This window comes from Leifsonia poae, assembly GCF_050632195.1.
Lineage (GTDB): Bacteria > Actinomycetota > Actinomycetes > Actinomycetales > Microbacteriaceae > Leifsonia > Leifsonia poae_C.
The window spans coordinates 706,585-722,652 of record NZ_CP192580.1 but is presented as its reverse complement, the minus strand read 5'-3'; the positions used below and the strand labels follow the sequence as shown (position 1 = coordinate 722,652).

15 protein-coding genes are annotated in these 16,068 nt (G+C 67.2%); 6 read left to right on the top strand and 9 right to left on the bottom strand.

The window, feature by feature from the left end:
- The first annotated feature begins 64 nt into the window (after nt 1-64).
- Both ACQ86A_RS03740 and ACQ86A_RS03735 read left to right on the top strand, forming a co-directional pair.
- A complete protein-coding gene (locus ACQ86A_RS03740) occupies nt 65-718 on the top strand; it encodes a GNAT family N-acetyltransferase (protein WP_431279283.1) in 654 nt (217 codons plus the stop codon).
- A complete protein-coding gene (locus ACQ86A_RS03735) occupies nt 715-1,500 on the top strand; it encodes an SDR family NAD(P)-dependent oxidoreductase (RefSeq protein ID WP_431279282.1) in 786 nt (261 codons plus the stop codon). The genes ACQ86A_RS03740 and ACQ86A_RS03735 overlap by 4 nt, the downstream gene beginning before the upstream one ends.
- A 12-nt stretch (nt 1,501-1,512) precedes the next feature.
- Here ACQ86A_RS03735 and ACQ86A_RS03730 read toward each other — a convergent pair whose 3' ends face one another.
- The 4 genes from ACQ86A_RS03730 to ACQ86A_RS03715 form a co-directional block, all read right to left on the bottom strand.
- Nucleotides 1,513-2,565, bottom strand: a complete 1,053-nt coding sequence (locus ACQ86A_RS03730; RefSeq protein ID WP_431279281.1) for an NAD(P)/FAD-dependent oxidoreductase — start codon at nt 2,563-2,565, stop codon at nt 1,513-1,515.
- A gap of 17 nt (nt 2,566-2,582) precedes the next feature.
- A complete protein-coding gene (locus tag ACQ86A_RS03725) occupies nt 2,583-3,476 on the bottom strand; it encodes a SulP family inorganic anion transporter (protein ID WP_431280359.1) in 894 nt (297 codons plus the stop codon).
- On the bottom strand, nt 3,467-4,222 hold the full coding sequence (locus tag ACQ86A_RS03720) for a SulP family inorganic anion transporter (RefSeq protein WP_431279280.1): 756 nt from the start codon (nt 4,220-4,222) through the stop codon (nt 3,467-3,469). Before ACQ86A_RS03720 ends, ACQ86A_RS03725 begins: the two co-directional genes overlap by 10 nt.
- An 88-nt stretch (nt 4,223-4,310) precedes the next feature.
- Complete coding sequence (locus tag ACQ86A_RS03715) at nt 4,311-4,751, bottom strand: SHOCT domain-containing protein (RefSeq protein WP_431279279.1); 441 nt, start codon at nt 4,749-4,751, stop codon at nt 4,311-4,313.
- Between the two features lie 169 nt (nt 4,752-4,920).
- Here ACQ86A_RS03715 and ACQ86A_RS03710 point away from each other — a divergent pair, with 169 nt between their 5' ends.
- Both ACQ86A_RS03710 and ACQ86A_RS03705 read left to right on the top strand, forming a co-directional pair.
- Nucleotides 4,921-7,284: an arylsulfatase gene (locus ACQ86A_RS03710; protein ID WP_431279278.1), complete on the top strand. Its 2,364-nt coding sequence runs from the start codon at nt 4,921-4,923 to the stop codon at nt 7,282-7,284.
- Nucleotides 7,285-7,336: 52 nt separating this feature from the next.
- On the top strand, nt 7,337-8,929 hold the full coding sequence (locus ACQ86A_RS03705) for a SulP family inorganic anion transporter (protein ID WP_431279277.1): 1,593 nt from the start codon (nt 7,337-7,339) through the stop codon (nt 8,927-8,929).
- 6 nt (nt 8,930-8,935) lie between these two features.
- Here ACQ86A_RS03705 and ACQ86A_RS03700 read toward each other — a convergent pair whose 3' ends face one another.
- The 3 genes from ACQ86A_RS03700 to ACQ86A_RS03690 are packed head-to-tail and all read right to left on the bottom strand — an operon-like array spanning nt 8,936 to nt 13,650.
- Nucleotides 8,936-10,171 (bottom strand): alpha/beta hydrolase family protein, encoded by a 1,236-nt coding sequence (locus ACQ86A_RS03700; RefSeq protein ID WP_431279276.1) that lies wholly within the window; start codon nt 10,169-10,171, stop codon nt 8,936-8,938.
- Nucleotides 10,172-10,207: 36 nt separating this feature from the next.
- Nucleotides 10,208-11,056, bottom strand: coding sequence for a hypothetical protein (locus tag ACQ86A_RS03695; RefSeq protein ID WP_431279275.1), 849 nt, complete (start codon nt 11,054-11,056; stop codon nt 10,208-10,210).
- A complete protein-coding gene (locus ACQ86A_RS03690) occupies nt 11,053-13,650 on the bottom strand; it encodes a DUF4062 domain-containing protein (protein WP_431279274.1) in 2,598 nt (865 codons plus the stop codon). The genes ACQ86A_RS03695 and ACQ86A_RS03690 overlap by 4 nt, the downstream gene beginning before the upstream one ends.
- 100 nt (nt 13,651-13,750) lie before the next feature.
- Here ACQ86A_RS03690 and ACQ86A_RS03685 point away from each other — a divergent pair, with 100 nt between their 5' ends.
- A complete protein-coding gene (locus ACQ86A_RS03685; RefSeq protein WP_431279273.1) occupies nt 13,751-14,128 on the top strand; it encodes a hypothetical protein in 378 nt (125 codons plus the stop codon).
- Here ACQ86A_RS03685 and ACQ86A_RS03680 read toward each other — a convergent pair.
- Together ACQ86A_RS03680 and ACQ86A_RS03675 are read right to left on the bottom strand one after the other, a co-directional pair.
- Nucleotides 14,125-14,667: a hypothetical protein gene (locus ACQ86A_RS03680; RefSeq protein WP_431279272.1), complete on the bottom strand. Its 543-nt coding sequence runs from the start codon at nt 14,665-14,667 to the stop codon at nt 14,125-14,127. The two genes, ACQ86A_RS03685 and ACQ86A_RS03680, sit on opposite strands and share 4 nt — an antisense overlap.
- A gap of 69 nt (nt 14,668-14,736) precedes the next feature.
- Entirely contained in the window at nt 14,737-14,961 is a 225-nt protein-coding gene (locus tag ACQ86A_RS03675; protein WP_431279271.1) for a hypothetical protein, read from the bottom strand.
- 86 nt (nt 14,962-15,047) lie between these two features.
- On the opposite strand from ACQ86A_RS03675, the gene ACQ86A_RS03670 reads away from it, so the two are divergent.
- On the top strand, nt 15,048-16,010 hold the full coding sequence (locus ACQ86A_RS03670; protein ID WP_431279270.1) for a helix-turn-helix domain-containing protein: 963 nt from the start codon (nt 15,048-15,050) through the stop codon (nt 16,008-16,010).
- Nucleotides 16,011-16,068 lie beyond the last annotated feature (58 nt).

Here is a 16,068-nt window from a genome sequence, read left to right as displayed (position 1 = left end):
GCATCGGCGAGCGGGATGATGCAGACTGGTACGTACCTTCCTCCCGAAAGCAGGTCACGTCTCGATGCCTCTGCCCCGACCCCGCAGACCACGATTCCTGCGCGGTGCGCACCTTCCGTCACAGGTCGACGCGCCCGTGCTGCGCACGCAGCGACTCGTTCTGCGCCCGCACCGGATGGAGAACCTCGAAGCCTGGACCCGTATCGAGAACGACCCGGCCATCCAGAACTACCTGCACTGGCCGAAGCGTTCCGAGGCCGAGGTGCGCTCGCACCTTCGGGATCGCACCCGCAAGACCTCGCTCTACCAGGCCGACGACTTTCTCGCCCTCGCTGTCGAGCTCGACGGCGCGCTCATCGGCGACGTCTCGATGCACCTGCGCACCGTGCTCCCCGAGGGCAGATCGGTCGAGGTCGGCTGGTTGCAGCTGCCCGACTACCGCGGCAAGGGCTACGCGACCGAGGCGGCCGAGGCCCTGCTCGACTTCGCGTTCCGTAAGGTCGGAGCGCTCTGGGTGACCGCGGTCATCGATGTCGACAACGAGTCGTCGATGGCACTTGCGCGACGCCTCGGGTTCGAGCGCATCGCTGCCATCGGAGACAAGGTCACGTTCCTCACCACCGAGGAGCGGACCGCACAGGCCACCGGCGCGGCGAACCCCGCCCCCGAGTCCGCGGAGAGCCCCGCGGCCGACGCTCCCTCCCAGCCCAAGCCATGAGCGGCGACAGCGCTTCTGCGGGATCGCCGTTCAGCCTCGCCGGCTCGACCGCACTCGTCACCGGCGCCACGCGGGGCCTCGGTCGCGCGATCGCCATAGAGCTCGCGCGCTCGGGAGCCGACGTGGCGCTCGGGATGCGCGACCCGGGCAACGACGGCGGCCTCGTCGCCGAGATCGAGCAGTTCGGTGTTCACGCCCTTCCCCTGCGTTTGGATGTGCTCGACCTCCGCGCAAGTCACGCCGCAATTGAGGAGGCGGCCGCCCACTTCGGCCGGCTCGACATCCTTGTCAACAACGCCGGCGGCGGCATCAGCGAACCCGCGATCGACGTCAGCGAAGAGAACTTCGATGCCGTCTGGGCGCTCAACACCCGGTCAACGTTCTTCCTGTCGCAGTACGCCGCACGACTGATGCGCGCATCCGGTGGCGGATCGATCGTGAACGTCGCCTCGCAGGCCGGGCTCGTCGCCCTTCCCGGGGAGGCCTCGTACAGCATCAGCAAGGCGGCGGTCGTGCACATGACCCGCTGCCACGCCGTCGAGTGGGGCGAGTACGGCATCCGGGTCAACGCGGTCGCCCCGACGTTCATCGAGACGGACGGCACCAGCGAGGCGCTCTCCGACGAGGCGTTCAAGGCGGACACGATCGAGCGTATCGCCGCCCTCCATCGCATCGGGGTGCCGTCCGAAGTGTCCGGCGCGGTCGCCTTCCTGTGCTCCCCCGCTGCCTCGCTGATCACCGGCCAGACGCTCGCTATCGACGGCGGGTGGACGGCGCGCTGACCCCGGCTGCTGTCAGCCGTCTCGCTCGCCGATGACCGTCGCGGCCAGACGGTGACCCACCAGCGGGCCCATCGTGAGTCCGCCCGCACCGAATCCCGCGTTCACGAAGAGCCCGTCGAGGCCGTCGAGCGGGCCGACCGTCGGCAGGTCGCGGTCGGGCAGCGGACGCAAGCCCACTCGCGTCTCGATGAAGGTGGCGTCGGCTAGACCCGGCGCGAGCGCCAGCGCACGATCGAGCACGTGCTTCTGCCCCGCAGCCGTGACCCGGGCGTCGAATCCGCTGCCCGTCTCGCGGGTCGCGCCCGCTGCGATCCTTCCGCGGTCGAAAGCGACGAGATAGTGGTCGGCGACCGGATGCACGGACGGCCAGCCCCCGGTCTCTACCCCCTCGAGACGCAGGTGCGTGATCTGGCCACGCTGCGGCTCGACCGGAATCCGACGACCGAGCGGGCTCAGGATGCGGTTGGTCCAGGCCCCGGTCGCCAACACGACCGCGTCGGCTCCCGTCTCCACATCGTCGATGAAGAGCCGCCAGCCGCGGGACCCACCCTCGCGGACCTCGACTGCGTCCCCAAGGGTTCGCGCGCCCAGTCGCGCGGCGCCAGCGAGAAGCCCGTCGCGCAGAGTGCGACCGTCGACTCGCGCTCCGGCCTCGATGAACAGCCCGTCGAGGTTCTCCGCGAGCGGCGGAAAGAGCTCACGCGCGTCGGCATTCGAGAGACGCGAGACCCCCGAGCCCAACCGGCCGCGCACTCGCTGCTCGACCGTTGCAAGCACGCCGGGATCCTCGTTCACCACAAGGCCGCCGCTGCGCCGGTAGCCGATGTCGGTGACGTCGACCTCTGCCAGCTGTTCGATCAGCTCGGGATAGAACGCGGCGCCGGCGGCGTAGAGGTCGTAGAACTCCCCCTCCGCCCCCGTGCTCCACGGTTGGATGATGCCTGCTCCCGCAGCGGTCGCCCGCCCGGCGAGGTGCGCATCCACGAGCCCGACCTCGACGCCGCGTCTCGCCAACGCGAACGCCGTGCTCGCTCCCGCCACCCCTGAACCCACGACGACGATCATGGCTCCAGGCTAACGAGTCAGGGTGTCTGGGGAGGTGCGAGCTCGGCGAGGGCCGCACGGTTCGTGTCGAAGACGGTGACCCCGTCGAGGAGCTCGAAGTGCTCCATCAGGTCGTGGAGGCCCGGCCGCAGCCGGCTCAGCGCGAGGTCTGCCTTGTGGTCGGTCAGCCAGGCACGCACCGACCGGAATGCTTCGGCGCCGGTGACGTCGATGTCGGTCACGGCTTCCATATCGAGCACGACATGGTGAGCGCCCGTAGCGCGCACCGCTCGCTTGACCGCCTGCTCGAAGACGGCACTGTTGGCGAAGAAGAGAGGTGCCGCGTGCCGGATGATGACCACACCCGGCGCTGTCGGCTCACCCGGGTCTGCCGCATCGAGCAGGGAGTCGTTCGGGTCGCCGTCGGCCTCGAGCGTGTCGATGGCGGGGTTCGCTGCGCGACGCGTCACATTGATGACCGAGAGCACGAAGGCGATGACGATGCCCGCGATCGGACCGAGCAACAGCGCACCGAGGAAGCAGACCGCCGCGATGACGAACTCGAAGCGGTCCTGCCGCCACAGCCAGATCAGGTCGGGGATTCCGAGGAGCGGCCACACCGCGACGGCCACGATCGCGCCGATGGCGGGCGACGGGATGTGCTCGAGCAGCCCTGTGCCGAAGATCAGCAGCGCTAGGGTGCCGACGGCCGTGATGAGGGTGGGCAGCTGCGTGCGCGAGCCCGATTGGTCCATCGCCGCCGTGCGCGACGTCGAGGATCCGACGGTGAAGCCCCCCGTGACGCCGGCTCCCAAGTTGCCGAGGCCGAACGCGAAGAGGTCGCGGTTCGGACTCGTGCGATAGCCCCGCCTCTCACCGTACGAGCGGGAGACGAGCAGGCCCTCACCCATGGTGACGAGGGTCAGCGCGATGGCCGACGGGATGAGAGTGAGCCAGGTCGTCCAATCGATCGTCGGCCATGTGAGCCGCGGGGCCCGGCATCGACCTTGCCCAGCACATCGACACCGGCTTTCTCGGCGCCGGTGAAGACGACGATCAGAGTCGCGGCGATCAGCACGATCAATGCCCACGGCACGGCCGCGAGGACCCGGCGGCCGACCAACAGGACCACGAGGGAACCAACCGCGATGAGCAACGACCACACGTTGGTCGTGCCGAGACCGGTGAACAGCCCGGTGAGCTTGTCGACGAACTCGCCTCCGCTGTCGATCTTGACACCCAGCATCTTGGCGATCTGGCTGATCAGGATGTCGAGCGCGAGACCCCCGACGAAGCCGATCAGGATGGGCTTCGACAGGAAGTTGGCCAAGAATCCGAGTCTGAAGACCGAGCACAACAGGAAGAGAATGCCGCCGATGATCGCCTGCGCGAGGGCGAGGGTGATGTAGTCCTGGCCGCCGGCTACCGCGAGGCCGCCGAGCGACGACGCCACGAGCGCGGCAGCCGCGGCATCCGGAGACGCGACGAGTTGACGCGACGACACCGTGAGCGCGTAGAGCACGGCTGGAACGACCAACGCATAAAGGCCGGCTGTCGCGGGCAGGCCGGCGATCTGGGCGTAGCCGATGTTCAGGGGAACAGCGATCGCCAGCAGGGTGACGCCGGCGAGTACTTCGCGGCCGACGTTGTGCCGGTTCAACCCGGCTAGCGGCCGCATCCGGTCACGCCGCTCCGGCGCCGCCCCGGTGGGCGGCGCCGGAGGTCCGGCGGACTGAGCCGTCAACTCACGTCACCGACGTGAGCGATCAGGCGGTGGGTGCTGTTGGAGCGCTGGGCGATGCGGGTGCGCTCGGCGCCGCGGCGGCGTTCGTCCCGAGCGCGTGAGACTTGAGGTGCGCGAACTCCTCCGGCGTGATGGCGCCGCTGTCGAGCAGACCCTTGGCCTTGGCGATCTCATCGGCGGGGCTGGATGAGGCGACCTGACGGATGTAGGTGTCTGTGGCCTCCTGAACCTGCCTGGCCTGCTTCTGACTGCGTTCGGCCATCCCAGGTCCGCGGGCGATCAGGTAGATCAACGCCGTCAGGAACGGAACGAAGATCAGGAACAGGATCCATACAGCCTTCCACCACCCGTTCAGCTTGTGATCGCGGAAGAGGTCTCCGATGATCGCGAACAGTGCGAAGAGATACGCGATGAACGCGAAGCTCCAGAAGAAGAGCCAGATGATGTCCCAGAAGTTGCTCATGATACGAATACCCCTCCTCGTCCAGGCTCGCGGATGAGCCCGGGCCGTGGGCTGAATGTATCGTCCCCGGGACGGTGTCGTCTACACCCTGTTGCAGACGGTGTCCCCTGAGTTAGGGTCGGCAGCACAGCGAGCAGGTAGTTGAGCGAACGACGGAGGGGTCGGCGAGATGGCTAGCGAGCAGCATGAGATTCAGCGATCGGTGTTGCCCATTCCGGACCTCGCATATACGGGAACCGTGATGTACGACGCGACCGACCCGGACACGCATTACCCCCCGATCGAGCGTTTGATGCCGCCGTCGGGCGCGCCGAACGTCGTGATCATCCTAATCGACGATGCGGGGTACGGGTCGTCGAGCGCGTTCGGTGGCCCGATCGAGACGCCGAACTTCGAGCGGGTCGCCGCGCGTGGGCTGAAGTACACGCGCTTCCACACGACAGCCCTCTGCTCTCCGACGCGGGCCGCGCTGCTCAGCGGACGTAACCACCATACGGTCGGGATGGGAGGTATCACTGAGATCGCGACCAGCGCTCCCGGATACAACTCATTGCGCCCGAACAACTGCGCGCCGCTCGCGGAGACGCTGCGGCTGAACGGCTACAACACGGCCCAGTTCGGCAAGTGCCATGAGGTGCCGGTCTGGGAGACCAGCCCCGTCGGACCCTTCGATCATTGGCCGACGCCGGGTGGAGGATTCGAGCACTTCTACGGCTTCATCGGCGGGGAGACGAACCAGTGGTACCCGGCGCTCTACGAGGGCACCACACCCGTCGAGCCGTGGGGGACGCCGGAGCAGGGGTACCACTTCATGGCGGACATGACGGACAAGGCCATCCAGTGGACGAAGCAGCAGAAAGCGCTCGCACCCGACAAGCCGTTCTTCGTCTACTTCGCGCCCGGTGCTACTCACGCCCCGCACCATGTGCCCGAGGAGTGGGCCGACAAGTACAAGGGCAAGTTCGACCAAGGGTGGGACGCGCTCCGCGAGGAGACTTTCGAGCGGCAAAAGAAGTCGGGGGTCATCCCGCAGGATGCGGTGCTCACCGTCCGCAATGAATGCATCCCGGCCTGGGAGGACATGAGCGACGAACTGAAGCCGGTGCTGGCCCGGGAGATGGAAGTCTATGCCGGATATATGGCGTACGCCGACCACTACGTCGGGCAGTACCTCGACGCGCTCGAGGAGGTGGGGGCGCTCGATGACACGTTGATCTACCTGATCGTCGGCGACAACGGCGCCTCCGCCGAGGGCACCATGAAAGGCACGACCAACGAGTCGTTCACCCTCAACGGGATGACCGCGCTGGAGACTGACGAGTTTCTGATTGAGCACGCGGACGACCTGGGCACCCCGCGCTCGTACAATCACTACGCGATTGCGTGGGCTCACGCGATGGACACTCCGTACCAGTGGACCAAGCAGATCGCCTCGCACTGGGGCGGCACCCGCAACGGCACGATCGTCTCCTGGCCGAACGGCATCGAGGCACGCGGCGAGGTCCGCAACCAGTTCGCCCACGTCATCGATGTCGCGCCGAGCATCCTGGAGGCTGCGGGCATCCCCGAGCCTTCCACGGTCAACGGGATCACGCAGCGGCCGTACGAAGGACGGCCGATGAACGCCACCTTCGCCGACGAGAAGGCGCCCGAATACCACGAGACCCAGTATTTCGAGATGTTCGGCAACCGGGCGATCTTCCACAAAGGGTGGACTGCGGTCGCGCGGCACAAGTTCCCGTGGCTCGGCTCCGACCACCCGTTGGACGACGACGTCTGGGAGCTCTACGACGTCGAGACCGACTGGACGCAGTCGCACGACCTCGCATCAGAGCAGCCCGCGAAGCTGGCCGAGCTGCAGCGCCTCTTCCTCATCCAGGCGGCCCGCTTCAACGTGCTCCCGATGGATGTGCGCAGCATAGAACGCTTCAACCCCGACCTCGCCGGGCGACCGACCCTCATCACCGGGAGCAGCCAAACGTTCTACCCGGGGATGAAGCGCCTCACCGAGAACTCCGTGATCAGCATCAAGAACAAGTCCTTCACGGTGACCGCCGACCTCGCCCTTCCCGACACGGGTAGGGGAGGAGTGGTCATCTCGCAGGGTGGGGCGTTCGGAGGCTGGGCGATGTACGTGAAGAACGGCGCGCTCTGCTTCGCCTACAACCTCCTCGGGCTGCATACGGACACCGTCCGGGCCGACGGGCCGCTGACTCCAGGCGACCACACCGTCTCTGTGCGCTTCGCCTACGACGGCGGAGGTCTGGCCAAAGGGGGCGACGTCACCCTGTTCGACGGCAACGAGCAGATCGGCTCGGGGCGCGTCCAAAGCACCATGCCGATGACCATCTCCGTCGACGAGTCCGTCGACATCGGCCAGGACATCGCCTCCCCGGTGTCCACTGACTATGGCGCGGGGGAAAACGCCTTCACCGGCACCATCCGATACGTCCGGATCGATCTCGGCGACGACACCCACGACCACCTCGTCGATCCGGCGCACAAGCTGCAGATCGCGATGACGAGGCAGTAGCGATGATCGACCCGACGGCTGGTGTCGCGGCTGTTCAGGATGCGGCACCCGCGTGACGACGGCGACCCCGCCGCGGCGACGCGGCTGGCTGGTGCCGACCATGGTCGGCTACAAACGATCGTGGCTGGGTCGAGACATCCTGGCCGGCGTCTCGGCTGGAGCCGTGGTCATCCCGCAGGCGATGGCCTATGCGACCATAGCGAACCTTCCAGTGCAGGCCGGTCTGTACACCTGCGTGGTGCCGATGGTGGTGTACGCACTGCTCGGCGGATCGCGGGCGATGAGCGTGTCGACCACCTCGACGATCGCCACGCTGACGGCGACCACCCTCGTGTCGGTCGGGGTGGCGGCGAGTTCCGACGACATCCCACGCGACCTGATCACGCTGACACTGCTCGTGGGGCTGATCCTGTTGTTCGCGCGCTTCCTGCGGCTTGGCTCGCTGGTCGAGATCATCAACCGGCCGACGCTCCTCGGAATCCAGGTCGGCGTCGGCGCGACCGTCGCGGTCGGACAGCTGCCGAAACTCCTCGGCGAGTCGGAGAATCCGACGGGCGGCGGGTTCATCCGGTCGCTGGTGGCGGTCGTCCACGCCGTGCCGAGCGCGAACCTGCCGACCGTGATCCTGTCGGTGTGCTCGGTCGCTGCGCTGTTCCTGTTCAAGCGATTTCTGCCGCGAATTCCTGGGCCGCTGATCGTGGTCGCGGCCGGGATCATTCTGGTGGCCGTCGGGGTGTTCGAGGGGACGGGGCTGAGACTGATCCCTCCGGTGCCGCAGACCTTTCCGATCCCGGTGCTGCCGAGTTTCGACAACGTGCTCGGGCTGCTGCCGGGCGCGTTCGCGATCGCGGTAATGGCGTTTCTGGAGTCAACGGCGGTGGCCCGTGGCATCCGGGAGCCCGGAGAACGCGCGATCGACAGTAATCAGGAGCTTCTGGCCACGGCGGCGGCCAACATTGTCGGCGGGTTCTACCAGACGCTGCCCGCGGCCGGCGGCTTCTCGCAGAGCGCGGTGAATAAAGCCGCAGGAGCGAGATCCCAGGTCGCGGGTCTGGTGACCGTGGCCCTCGCTCTGCTGACCGGGCTCTTCCTAGGACCCGTGTTGAGCTTGCTCCCCCAGGCGACCCTCGCCTCGCTCGTCTTCGTCGCAGTGTTCGGCCTGATCGATGTGCGTGCGATCGTGCTCCTCTGGCGGATCAGCAAGCGGGACTTCTGGGTAGCCGCGGTCACTATGGCGATCGGGTTGACGGCCGGGCTGCTCGCGGCAGTCGCTGCCGGTGTCGTGCTGACGCTCATCCTGCTGCTCTCAGCGTTGAACAAGCCCCGGGTAGGCGTGAGCGATCCGGTGGACGGGGTGCTCACTGTGAACCTGTTGGGTCCGCTCTACACGGCCAACGTGCTCTCGACCGAGCAGGCAATCCTGACCTACGCCGAGAGCATCGACGGCCTGCGAGTTCTCGTGCTGAACATGTCAGTCATCCAGGAGACCTCGGTGACCGTGCTCGACACGCTCGCCGACCTCGACCGTGAGCTCGCGGGTCGAGGAGTCGAGCTCCGGCTGACGAACCTGCCCGCTGGAGCGCTGCGGGTCGCGTCGAAGACCGCATGGTTCCGCGGGCTGGATGCGGCCGGCCGGGTGAGCTGACGCGACTCAGGTGACGTGGTCCTCCAGCCAGTCGAAGACGCGCTGATCGACGAGCGCGCGCGCCATCGGCTCGCAGTGCAGGTTCGCCCCCTCGGCCGCAGTGAAGGGAACGAGGGTGGAGACGGATGCGGTCAGCTCGGCGAGCTTGCGGGACTGGCCCGGCCAGAACTGCTCCCCCTCCGGATCGGTGATCAGCAGCCGTGTCTTGATGGACGAAGCGACGTTGTCGAGGCGGTAGTTGAGCACGGCCTTGATCGTGTCGTAGTAGCCCTCCGTCTTGTACGGACGGGCGCGAAAGCTCCAGGTGCGCGCGAGGTCGGGAGAGAACTTGAGCGCGAGCTCCATGTCGCGGTCGAACTTCTCGCGCTCCCCGTCGGCGAGGGACTTCATCATGCTCTTGGGCAGATGACTGGTCCAGGATGTGGACACATCCACCACCCCGGGGTCGACGACAGCAGCGGCGATGCGATGCTCGAACGCGAGAGCACGCGGCACCCAGTACCCGGCCTGACTGACCCCGTAGAGCGCGATCTTGTCCCGGTCGACGTCGTCACGGCCGAGCAGGTAGTCGACCACCGGGGTGATCACGGCTTCCCAGTCGTGGCGGAACGGGATGCCGCGCTCGAACAACATCGACTGCTGCCCCGGGCCGTCGAAGAAGAGCACGTTGTAGCCGCGCACGATCGCCGCGTTGCCCCCGAACGCCCAGAGCGAGCTGATCGGGCCGTCGCTGCCGTTGTTCATGATGAGCGTACGGCCGGCCTGCGCGCCGCCCCACGGGCGGAAGAAGTAGCCCGGCAGATCGCCGCCTTCGTACGGGATGCTGACGCGCGCGATCGAGACCGGCGTGGTGTCGACGAAGCCGTCCCAGGCGGCGCGGTGGGCGCGGAAGGTCGGGAGCAGCGCATCCGGAGTCGGCAGGGAGGCGACGGCGTTCAAGGCGACCCCGAGGTAGGTCGCCGCGCGCAGGTACGACCGGGCCGCGCTGATGTCGTGACCCGCGGCCGCCTGCTCGACCGCCTCGTCGCGGATGCGGGTGCCGAGGTCGGACCAGGCAGTGAACCACCCTTCGTGGTCGTGCTCCCCTACCGACTCGATCGCCGCGAGCACCTCGCCGACGTCGGAGGCGCCGGAGAACGCGTGACCCAGGACCACCCTCAGTTCGTAGTCGAAGTCCTGATTGTGGAAGAACCCGTCGATGAACGGGCCGTGCGAGTGATGCAGGGTTGTGCCGAGAGCCATTTCGGGCCTCCTTCGACGGACGCTGTCGTGCCGAGCCTAGTCTTGCGGTGCGGCGCGCACCACGGGTGCGCTCCGACGCATCGAGGCTTCACCCCAGAGATACAGTGCCGCGTAGACGACGAACGAGGCGACGATCCCGCACACGAACATCGGCGTCGATGGTCGCGACCAGTCCAGGTCGCCGCTCCGGATGGCCAGGGCGCCGCCGATGAAGACGAGGCTGGCCAGCTGGGCCTGGAAGATCTGACGGAACGCGCTCCAGCGGGCGTCGCCGAGCATCCAGACGTTCACGAGCCCGGGCAGCGTCAGGATGGCGCCGCAGACGCGCGCGGTCAGCGGAGTGAGCTGCCACGCCCAGACGTCGATGGCGACCTGCGGCACGACGAACAGGAAGATTCCGGTGGCGAGAGCGCACAGGCCGACCAGCGCGAGCAGGATGCGCACCGGCCAAGGGATGCGCGCATCCCGATCATCCGGCGCCCGCGGGTCGGCCGGCGCGTTGGCGATCATCGCCGCGAACACGAGGAACGGCGTCGCGATGTAGAGGGTGACCCACACGATGAAGGAGATATGCCCGAAGTGGAATTTCTCCCAGTGGAGGAAGGTCGAGATGGCGAGGAGGGTGGCGAAGACGAACACCGCTGGAAAGCCGTAACGCACAGCATGCCAGCGATTCGGGCGCACGACCTGGACGAAGAACCAGATGCCGCCCGCATACGCCGAGGCTAAGAACATCGCGGTGATCGGCGGGTTGATCGTCCACGCGAAGAGCGCGTCGGTGTGTGTGGGGAAGAGGTACAGGATGATGAACGCCGCCACCAGGAACGGGATGATGATCGCGCCGACCCAGCGGGTGTACGGGAGGATGCGGTCGCTGCCGTTCATGCGGGCTCGCCCGTCCGACTCGTCGCGAGCGCTTCGGCGACCGCCTCGTCGACGGAGAGCTCGCGGCCTTGGGCGATCGCCGCATCCAGTGCCGCCGCTGCCCCCGAGGCGCCGAGTTGGTCGACATACCCTTGGTGGAATGTGAAGGCCTGGGCGTTGTGCAACCCCGTGCGTTCGCGCAGTGCGCGGGATGCGCCCGTGAGCCGACCGGCGCGCTCGACATCCCCGTTCACGGCGGCCACGGCGACCAGCCCCTCGAGCCCGTATGCGACACCCTCGACGTGGCCGATACTGGCCGACAGCGTCACGGCCTGAACGAAGTCGGCGGTGGCCGCAGACACGTTTCCCAGCAGCAACTGGGCCCATCCGAGATGGTGGACCGCGATCGTCGCGCTCAGGGTGTCGCCCCCGCGGCGCGCCAGTGTGAGGCTCTCCTCGAAGCGCTCCAGAGCGGCTCCCACCTTCTGGCGCAGGAGTGCGACCCGGCCGAGCATCACCAACGCCATCGATTCGCCCCAGTCGTCGTCGTTCTCCCGGAACAACGCGAGACTGGTCTCCATCGCGTCATCGGCCCGTTCGGTGTCGGGCTCGGGCGCGGCCAGCAGAGTGAGCGCGAGCGAGATCAGAGCGAGCGCTTCTCCCGAGCGCTCCCCCGCGCGATGGAACAGCTCCGCGCTCTCGCTCAGGCCCGCAGCAACTTGGCCGTCCGGATCCTTCCAGAACGTGATCGCGCAGGTGAAGTAGAGCGCTGTGGCGCGGGCGAGATCGCTGAGGTCGTCGCCCGAGCGCAGCGGCTTCTCCATCCAGTCGCGCACCTCGCCGAGCAGGCCGTCGATCCACCAGTAGATGTAGAAGGCCCACGACATGTGCGCAGCGCGCTCCCAGTCGCGGGTGTCGAGCAGGTAGCGCTCGGCGGCGCGCAGATTGTCGCGCTCATCGCCTAGCCGCAGCACCCACTCGCGCTGACGCTCCTGTTCGAGCTCGAACTCGACGCGGTCGCCGAGGCGTACGAAGAAGTCGGCGTGGGCATCCCGAATTCGCGTCAGCTCTCCGGCTGACTCGAGTTGTTCGATGGCATACTCCCGAACTACCGAGAGCATCGAGAAGCGAGGACGCTCGGCGTTGTCGTGCTGGCTGACGAGACTGTTGTCGACGAGAACGGCGAGGTCGCTGATGATGTCTCCCCCGGCATCGCCGTCCGTTTGATCGCGGTCGGCGCCGACGAACTCGGCCGCCTCGAGGGTGAACCCGCCCTCGAAGACGCCCAGCCGGGCGAGCAGCCGCTTCTCGCGGTCGTCGAGCAATTGCGTGCTCCACTCGATGGTGCTGCGCAGGGTCTGCTGCCGCTGGGGCAGATCTCGGGATCCGCCCACGAGCAGGCTGAGACGCCGGTCGAGTCGTTCGAGCAGATCAGCGGGCGACAGCACCCGGATGCGTGCCGCCGCGAGCTCGATCGCTAGCGGGACCCCATCCACCGCCGCGCACACGGCGCTGACAGTGGCGGCATTCTCCGGCGTGATCTCGAAATCGGGCTTCACGGCGTGGGCCCGCTCGACGAACAGGGCGACGGATGCAGCTCCCGCCAGCGGCCTCACCTCGAAGCTCTGCTCGGCGCCGACGCGGAGAAGGGACCGGCTCGTGACGATGACCGCCAGGCCGGGTGCCGACGACAGCAACGTCGTCAGCAGCGGGGCCGCCGGCAGCACCTGCTCGAAGTTGTCGAGCACCAACAGGATGCGACGAGCGCCCAACGCCGTAATCACGTTGTCGACTATCGGCGCCTCGCCCATGTCGCGCACGCCCAGTGCGTGGGCGATCGCGTTAGGCACTCGGGTCGGGTCGTGAACGGCTGAGAGATCGACGAAGACGGTGCCGTCGACGAACTTCGCCGCGCTCGCGCGCGCCGCCGCGATGGCCAGGCGGCTCTTGCCGATGCCGCCAGGGCCCGTGAGGGTGACGAGCCTTGTGCCGGTGTCGAGCATCCGGTCGATCGTCGCGATGTCCTGTTCGCGCCCGATCAGTTCGGTGAGAGGCACAGGAAGCCGAACCGCCTCGACGACAGGATCGGCCATCGGCTCGACGGTCGGCGGCGTCGGTGCCTGCCGGTGCACGCGGCTCTGGTCGAAACGCTCGGCCAGCAGGGTTGCCAGGTCGGCCTCGACGAGGTGCCCCAGTTCATCCGCCTGCTCGAAGTATTTGAAAGCCGCCCGGTCGTCGTCGCGGATGCGGTCCAGCAACTCGGTGAGACGGGGCTCCCGATTGTCGGCGGGGCTCTTGATGTACAGCAGGCGCGGCAGCTCCGGCGGGCACAGGTTGTACTCGTCTTCGAGTCCGGACACCGTCTCATCGGGTGCGACCCAGCCGTACCGCTCCCAGTAGAGGCCGAGGAAGACATCGCTCTGGTCGAGGTAGGCGCGATACAGCTCGCGCGGCGGATGCGGACGGGCACCCAGCTCGAACATGACCGGGGCGAGATGCAGGCGCTCGATAGCGGCTCGCGTCGTCCGGCGTTCGGGGGCGAGTTCTTTGAGAGTGGAGCTGACGAAGATCCGCAGCCGCTGGTCTGGCGTGCGAATGGTATGAGCAGTGCTCATGTCTGAAATTCTGTTGCCCCAGCCGCGATTAGTCCAGGGTTTCGCGCCGACTGCATATTCTTTCTGCTGGTCAGCGCGTGTTCGCCTCTATGCTGTGGCCATGAGCACGAAGAGCAGGCAGGGACCGCATCGTGAGACCACGTTGGACCTGGACAGCGGGAAGCGGGTCGGAAGAAGCCACTGGGGAGTCCTCGCCGGACTCATCGTCGCCGTTCTGATCGCGTATCCGTTGGCGGCGTGTGTCGCGTTCGCCACGCATCCGGCGACCCAGCGGCTCTTCGGCGGACGGCTCGAGTCGGCGTCGCAGGCGGGATTCCAGGCTTTCTGGTGGATCCTTGCCCTCGGCTGCCTCGCACTGCCGTTCCTCGTCGGCTTCGGGATCGCCAAGCTCTCGTCGCGGACGCTCGCCGTCGTGGGCTCGATCGTCGTGATCTTCCTGATCCTCGTGATCGTGCTCGGGCAGATCTTCGTCTTCTAGGCGGAGGGGTCGGCGGCGCTGCCGGAGTCGTCGGGGGCGCTTTGGGCGCGCTCCGCTTCGCGTTCCTCGGCCTTCTTGACCACGCCGTTGCTCCGCGACACGTTCGCAACCGTGTAGATGATCCCGATCAGCGGCATGAGCACCACCAGAACCCAGAACACCCAGATCGGCCATTCGGACGCCTCGACCAGCTCCCAGGTCTCCTTCACACCGATGAAGAATGCACCGCCGGCGACGATCATCCAGCCCTTGGCCTTGTCCAGGAACCGGACCGTCTTGTGCAGTTCCTCCGAGCCGAGAGCTTCGAAGACCCGCATGCGGTACTCGGTCTGAACCTTGCGCTGCTTCCAGTACGCGACCGGCGGCAGCAGCCACCACCAGTTCGAGACACGCTCCGGTTCGCCGACGTCGTGCATCGCCGCATCGAAACGCTCGCGGTCGAGCTGCTCATCCTGAAGCTCAATGGCGGCCTGGTAGAGCGGCCCGGCGAACAGCAACCAGGCGCCCACGAAGCCGACCCACAGGATGAAGAGATGCACGAACCGTACGGTAGCAGCCGGGTTGCTCCGCGGCCGGTTGTTGTAAGACCGTCCGGCTAGGCGGGTCGGTTAGCGGACGGTGCCCCGCGCATCCTGAACCGCCTGCAGGTCGCTGTACGCACGTTCGCTTTCGCGGGTCACGCGACCGCCCCGTGCCTGGACGGCCGACGGCAGCCAGTCGCTCAGGGTGAAGCGGCGACGGCGCGGCATGCGCTCGGCGATCGTGACACCGCTGCGTTCCGCGCGGGCTACCCACCCGTGTTCCATTCCCTGTACCCATGTCGTGTTTGCCATGTCTTATACGTTACGAAGGAAAAGATTCGGCCACGAGATGGCCTTGGGTCTATCTTCGTAAACATTCGGCCAGTACACTGATGTTCATGCTGCACTCGGTAGCGGTACCCCTCATCGACGACTTCGCCATGTTCGAGTTCGGGGTGGTGTGCGAGGTCTTCGGACTCGATCGCAGCTACGCCGGGCTCGCCCCGTTCGACTTCCGCGTCTGCGCCATCGAACCCGGTACGCCATTGGCCAACCCCACGGGAGCGTCGATCATCGCACCATTCGGGCTCGAGGCGATGGAAGACGCGGACCTCATCGCGGTGCCGGCTGCGCGCATCCGTGACGAGTACCCGGAAGAGTTGCTCGAAGCGCTGCGGCGAGCGGATGCACGGGGCGCGCTGCTCTTGAGCGTGTGCTCGGGTGCGTTCGTGCTCGGTGCCGCGGGACTGCTCGACGGGCGCGATGTCACGACGCACTGGCGGTACGCGGATGCGCTGGCCAGGAGGTTTCCCCAGGCGCGAGTCAACCCTGACGTGCTCTTCGTCGACGATGGCAACCTCATCACCAGCGCCGGAACCTCAGCCGGAATCGACGCGAGTCTGCACCTGGTACGCCGCGAGCTCGGCAGCGATTTCGCCAACACGATCGCGCGGAACATGGTCGTGCCTCCCCAGCGCGATGGCGGCCAGCGCCAGTACATCGAACGGCCGGTCAGCGACTGCACAGACGACATGCTGAGCGAACTGCTCGACGATCTGAGTGAGCACCTGGATGAGGCGCACACGGTGTCGGGGCTTGCATCCCGGGTGCACATGTCGACGCGCAGCTTCTCCCGCCGCTTTGTCGCGGAGACCGGGATCTCGCCGATGCAGTGGCTCACGCGGCAGCGCATCCTGCACGCGCGGTTGCTGCTCGAGACAACGGACCTCACGATCGACGAGATCGCGGTGCGCTGCGGCTTCGGGAGCGCGACGCTCTTCCGCCACCACTTCGACCAGGAGGTCGGCGTGGCCCCGACGCGCTACCGCCGCTCCTTCACCCGCTCGCCGCAGCCCGCCTGAGGGCCTCCCGCCGAGAGTGGAGTTTTTACCGTTTGAACCGTCTCAAAACGGTAGAAAC

Excerpts from the sequence above, each read along its gene's own strand:
- ACQ86A_RS03720 (WP_431279280.1), bottom strand. The coding sequence starts at position 4,222 with ATGCGGCCGCTAGCCGGGTTGAACCGGCACAACGTCGGCCGCGAAGTA.
- ACQ86A_RS03735 (WP_431279282.1), top strand. The coding sequence starts at position 715 with ATGAGCGGCGACAGCGCTTCTGCGGGATCGCCGTTCAGCCTCGCCGGC.
- ACQ86A_RS03740 (WP_431279283.1), top strand. The coding sequence starts at position 65 with ATGCCTCTGCCCCGACCCCGCAGACCACGATTCCTGCGCGGTGCGCAC.
- ACQ86A_RS03685 (WP_431279273.1), top strand. The coding sequence starts at position 13,751 with ATGAGCACGAAGAGCAGGCAGGGACCGCATCGTGAGACCACGTTGGAC.
- ACQ86A_RS03695 (WP_431279275.1), bottom strand. The coding sequence starts at position 11,056 with ATGAACGGCAGCGACCGCATCCTCCCGTACACCCGCTGGGTCGGCGCG.
- ACQ86A_RS03670 (WP_431279270.1), top strand. The coding sequence starts at position 15,048 with ATGCTGCACTCGGTAGCGGTACCCCTCATCGACGACTTCGCCATGTTC.
- ACQ86A_RS03700 (WP_431279276.1), bottom strand. The coding sequence starts at position 10,171 with ATGGCTCTCGGCACAACCCTGCATCACTCGCACGGCCCGTTCATCGAC.
- ACQ86A_RS03690 (WP_431279274.1), bottom strand. The coding sequence starts at position 13,650 with ATGAGCACTGCTCATACCATTCGCACGCCAGACCAGCGGCTGCGGATC.
- ACQ86A_RS03715 (WP_431279279.1), bottom strand. The coding sequence starts at position 4,751 with ATGAGCAACTTCTGGGACATCATCTGGCTCTTCTTCTGGAGCTTCGCG.
- ACQ86A_RS03710 (WP_431279278.1), top strand. The coding sequence starts at position 4,921 with ATGGCTAGCGAGCAGCATGAGATTCAGCGATCGGTGTTGCCCATTCCG.
- ACQ86A_RS03730 (WP_431279281.1), bottom strand. The coding sequence starts at position 2,565 with ATGATCGTCGTCGTGGGTTCAGGGGTGGCGGGAGCGAGCACGGCGTTC.
- ACQ86A_RS03675 (WP_431279271.1), bottom strand. The coding sequence starts at position 14,961 with ATGGCAAACACGACATGGGTACAGGGAATGGAACACGGGTGGGTAGCC.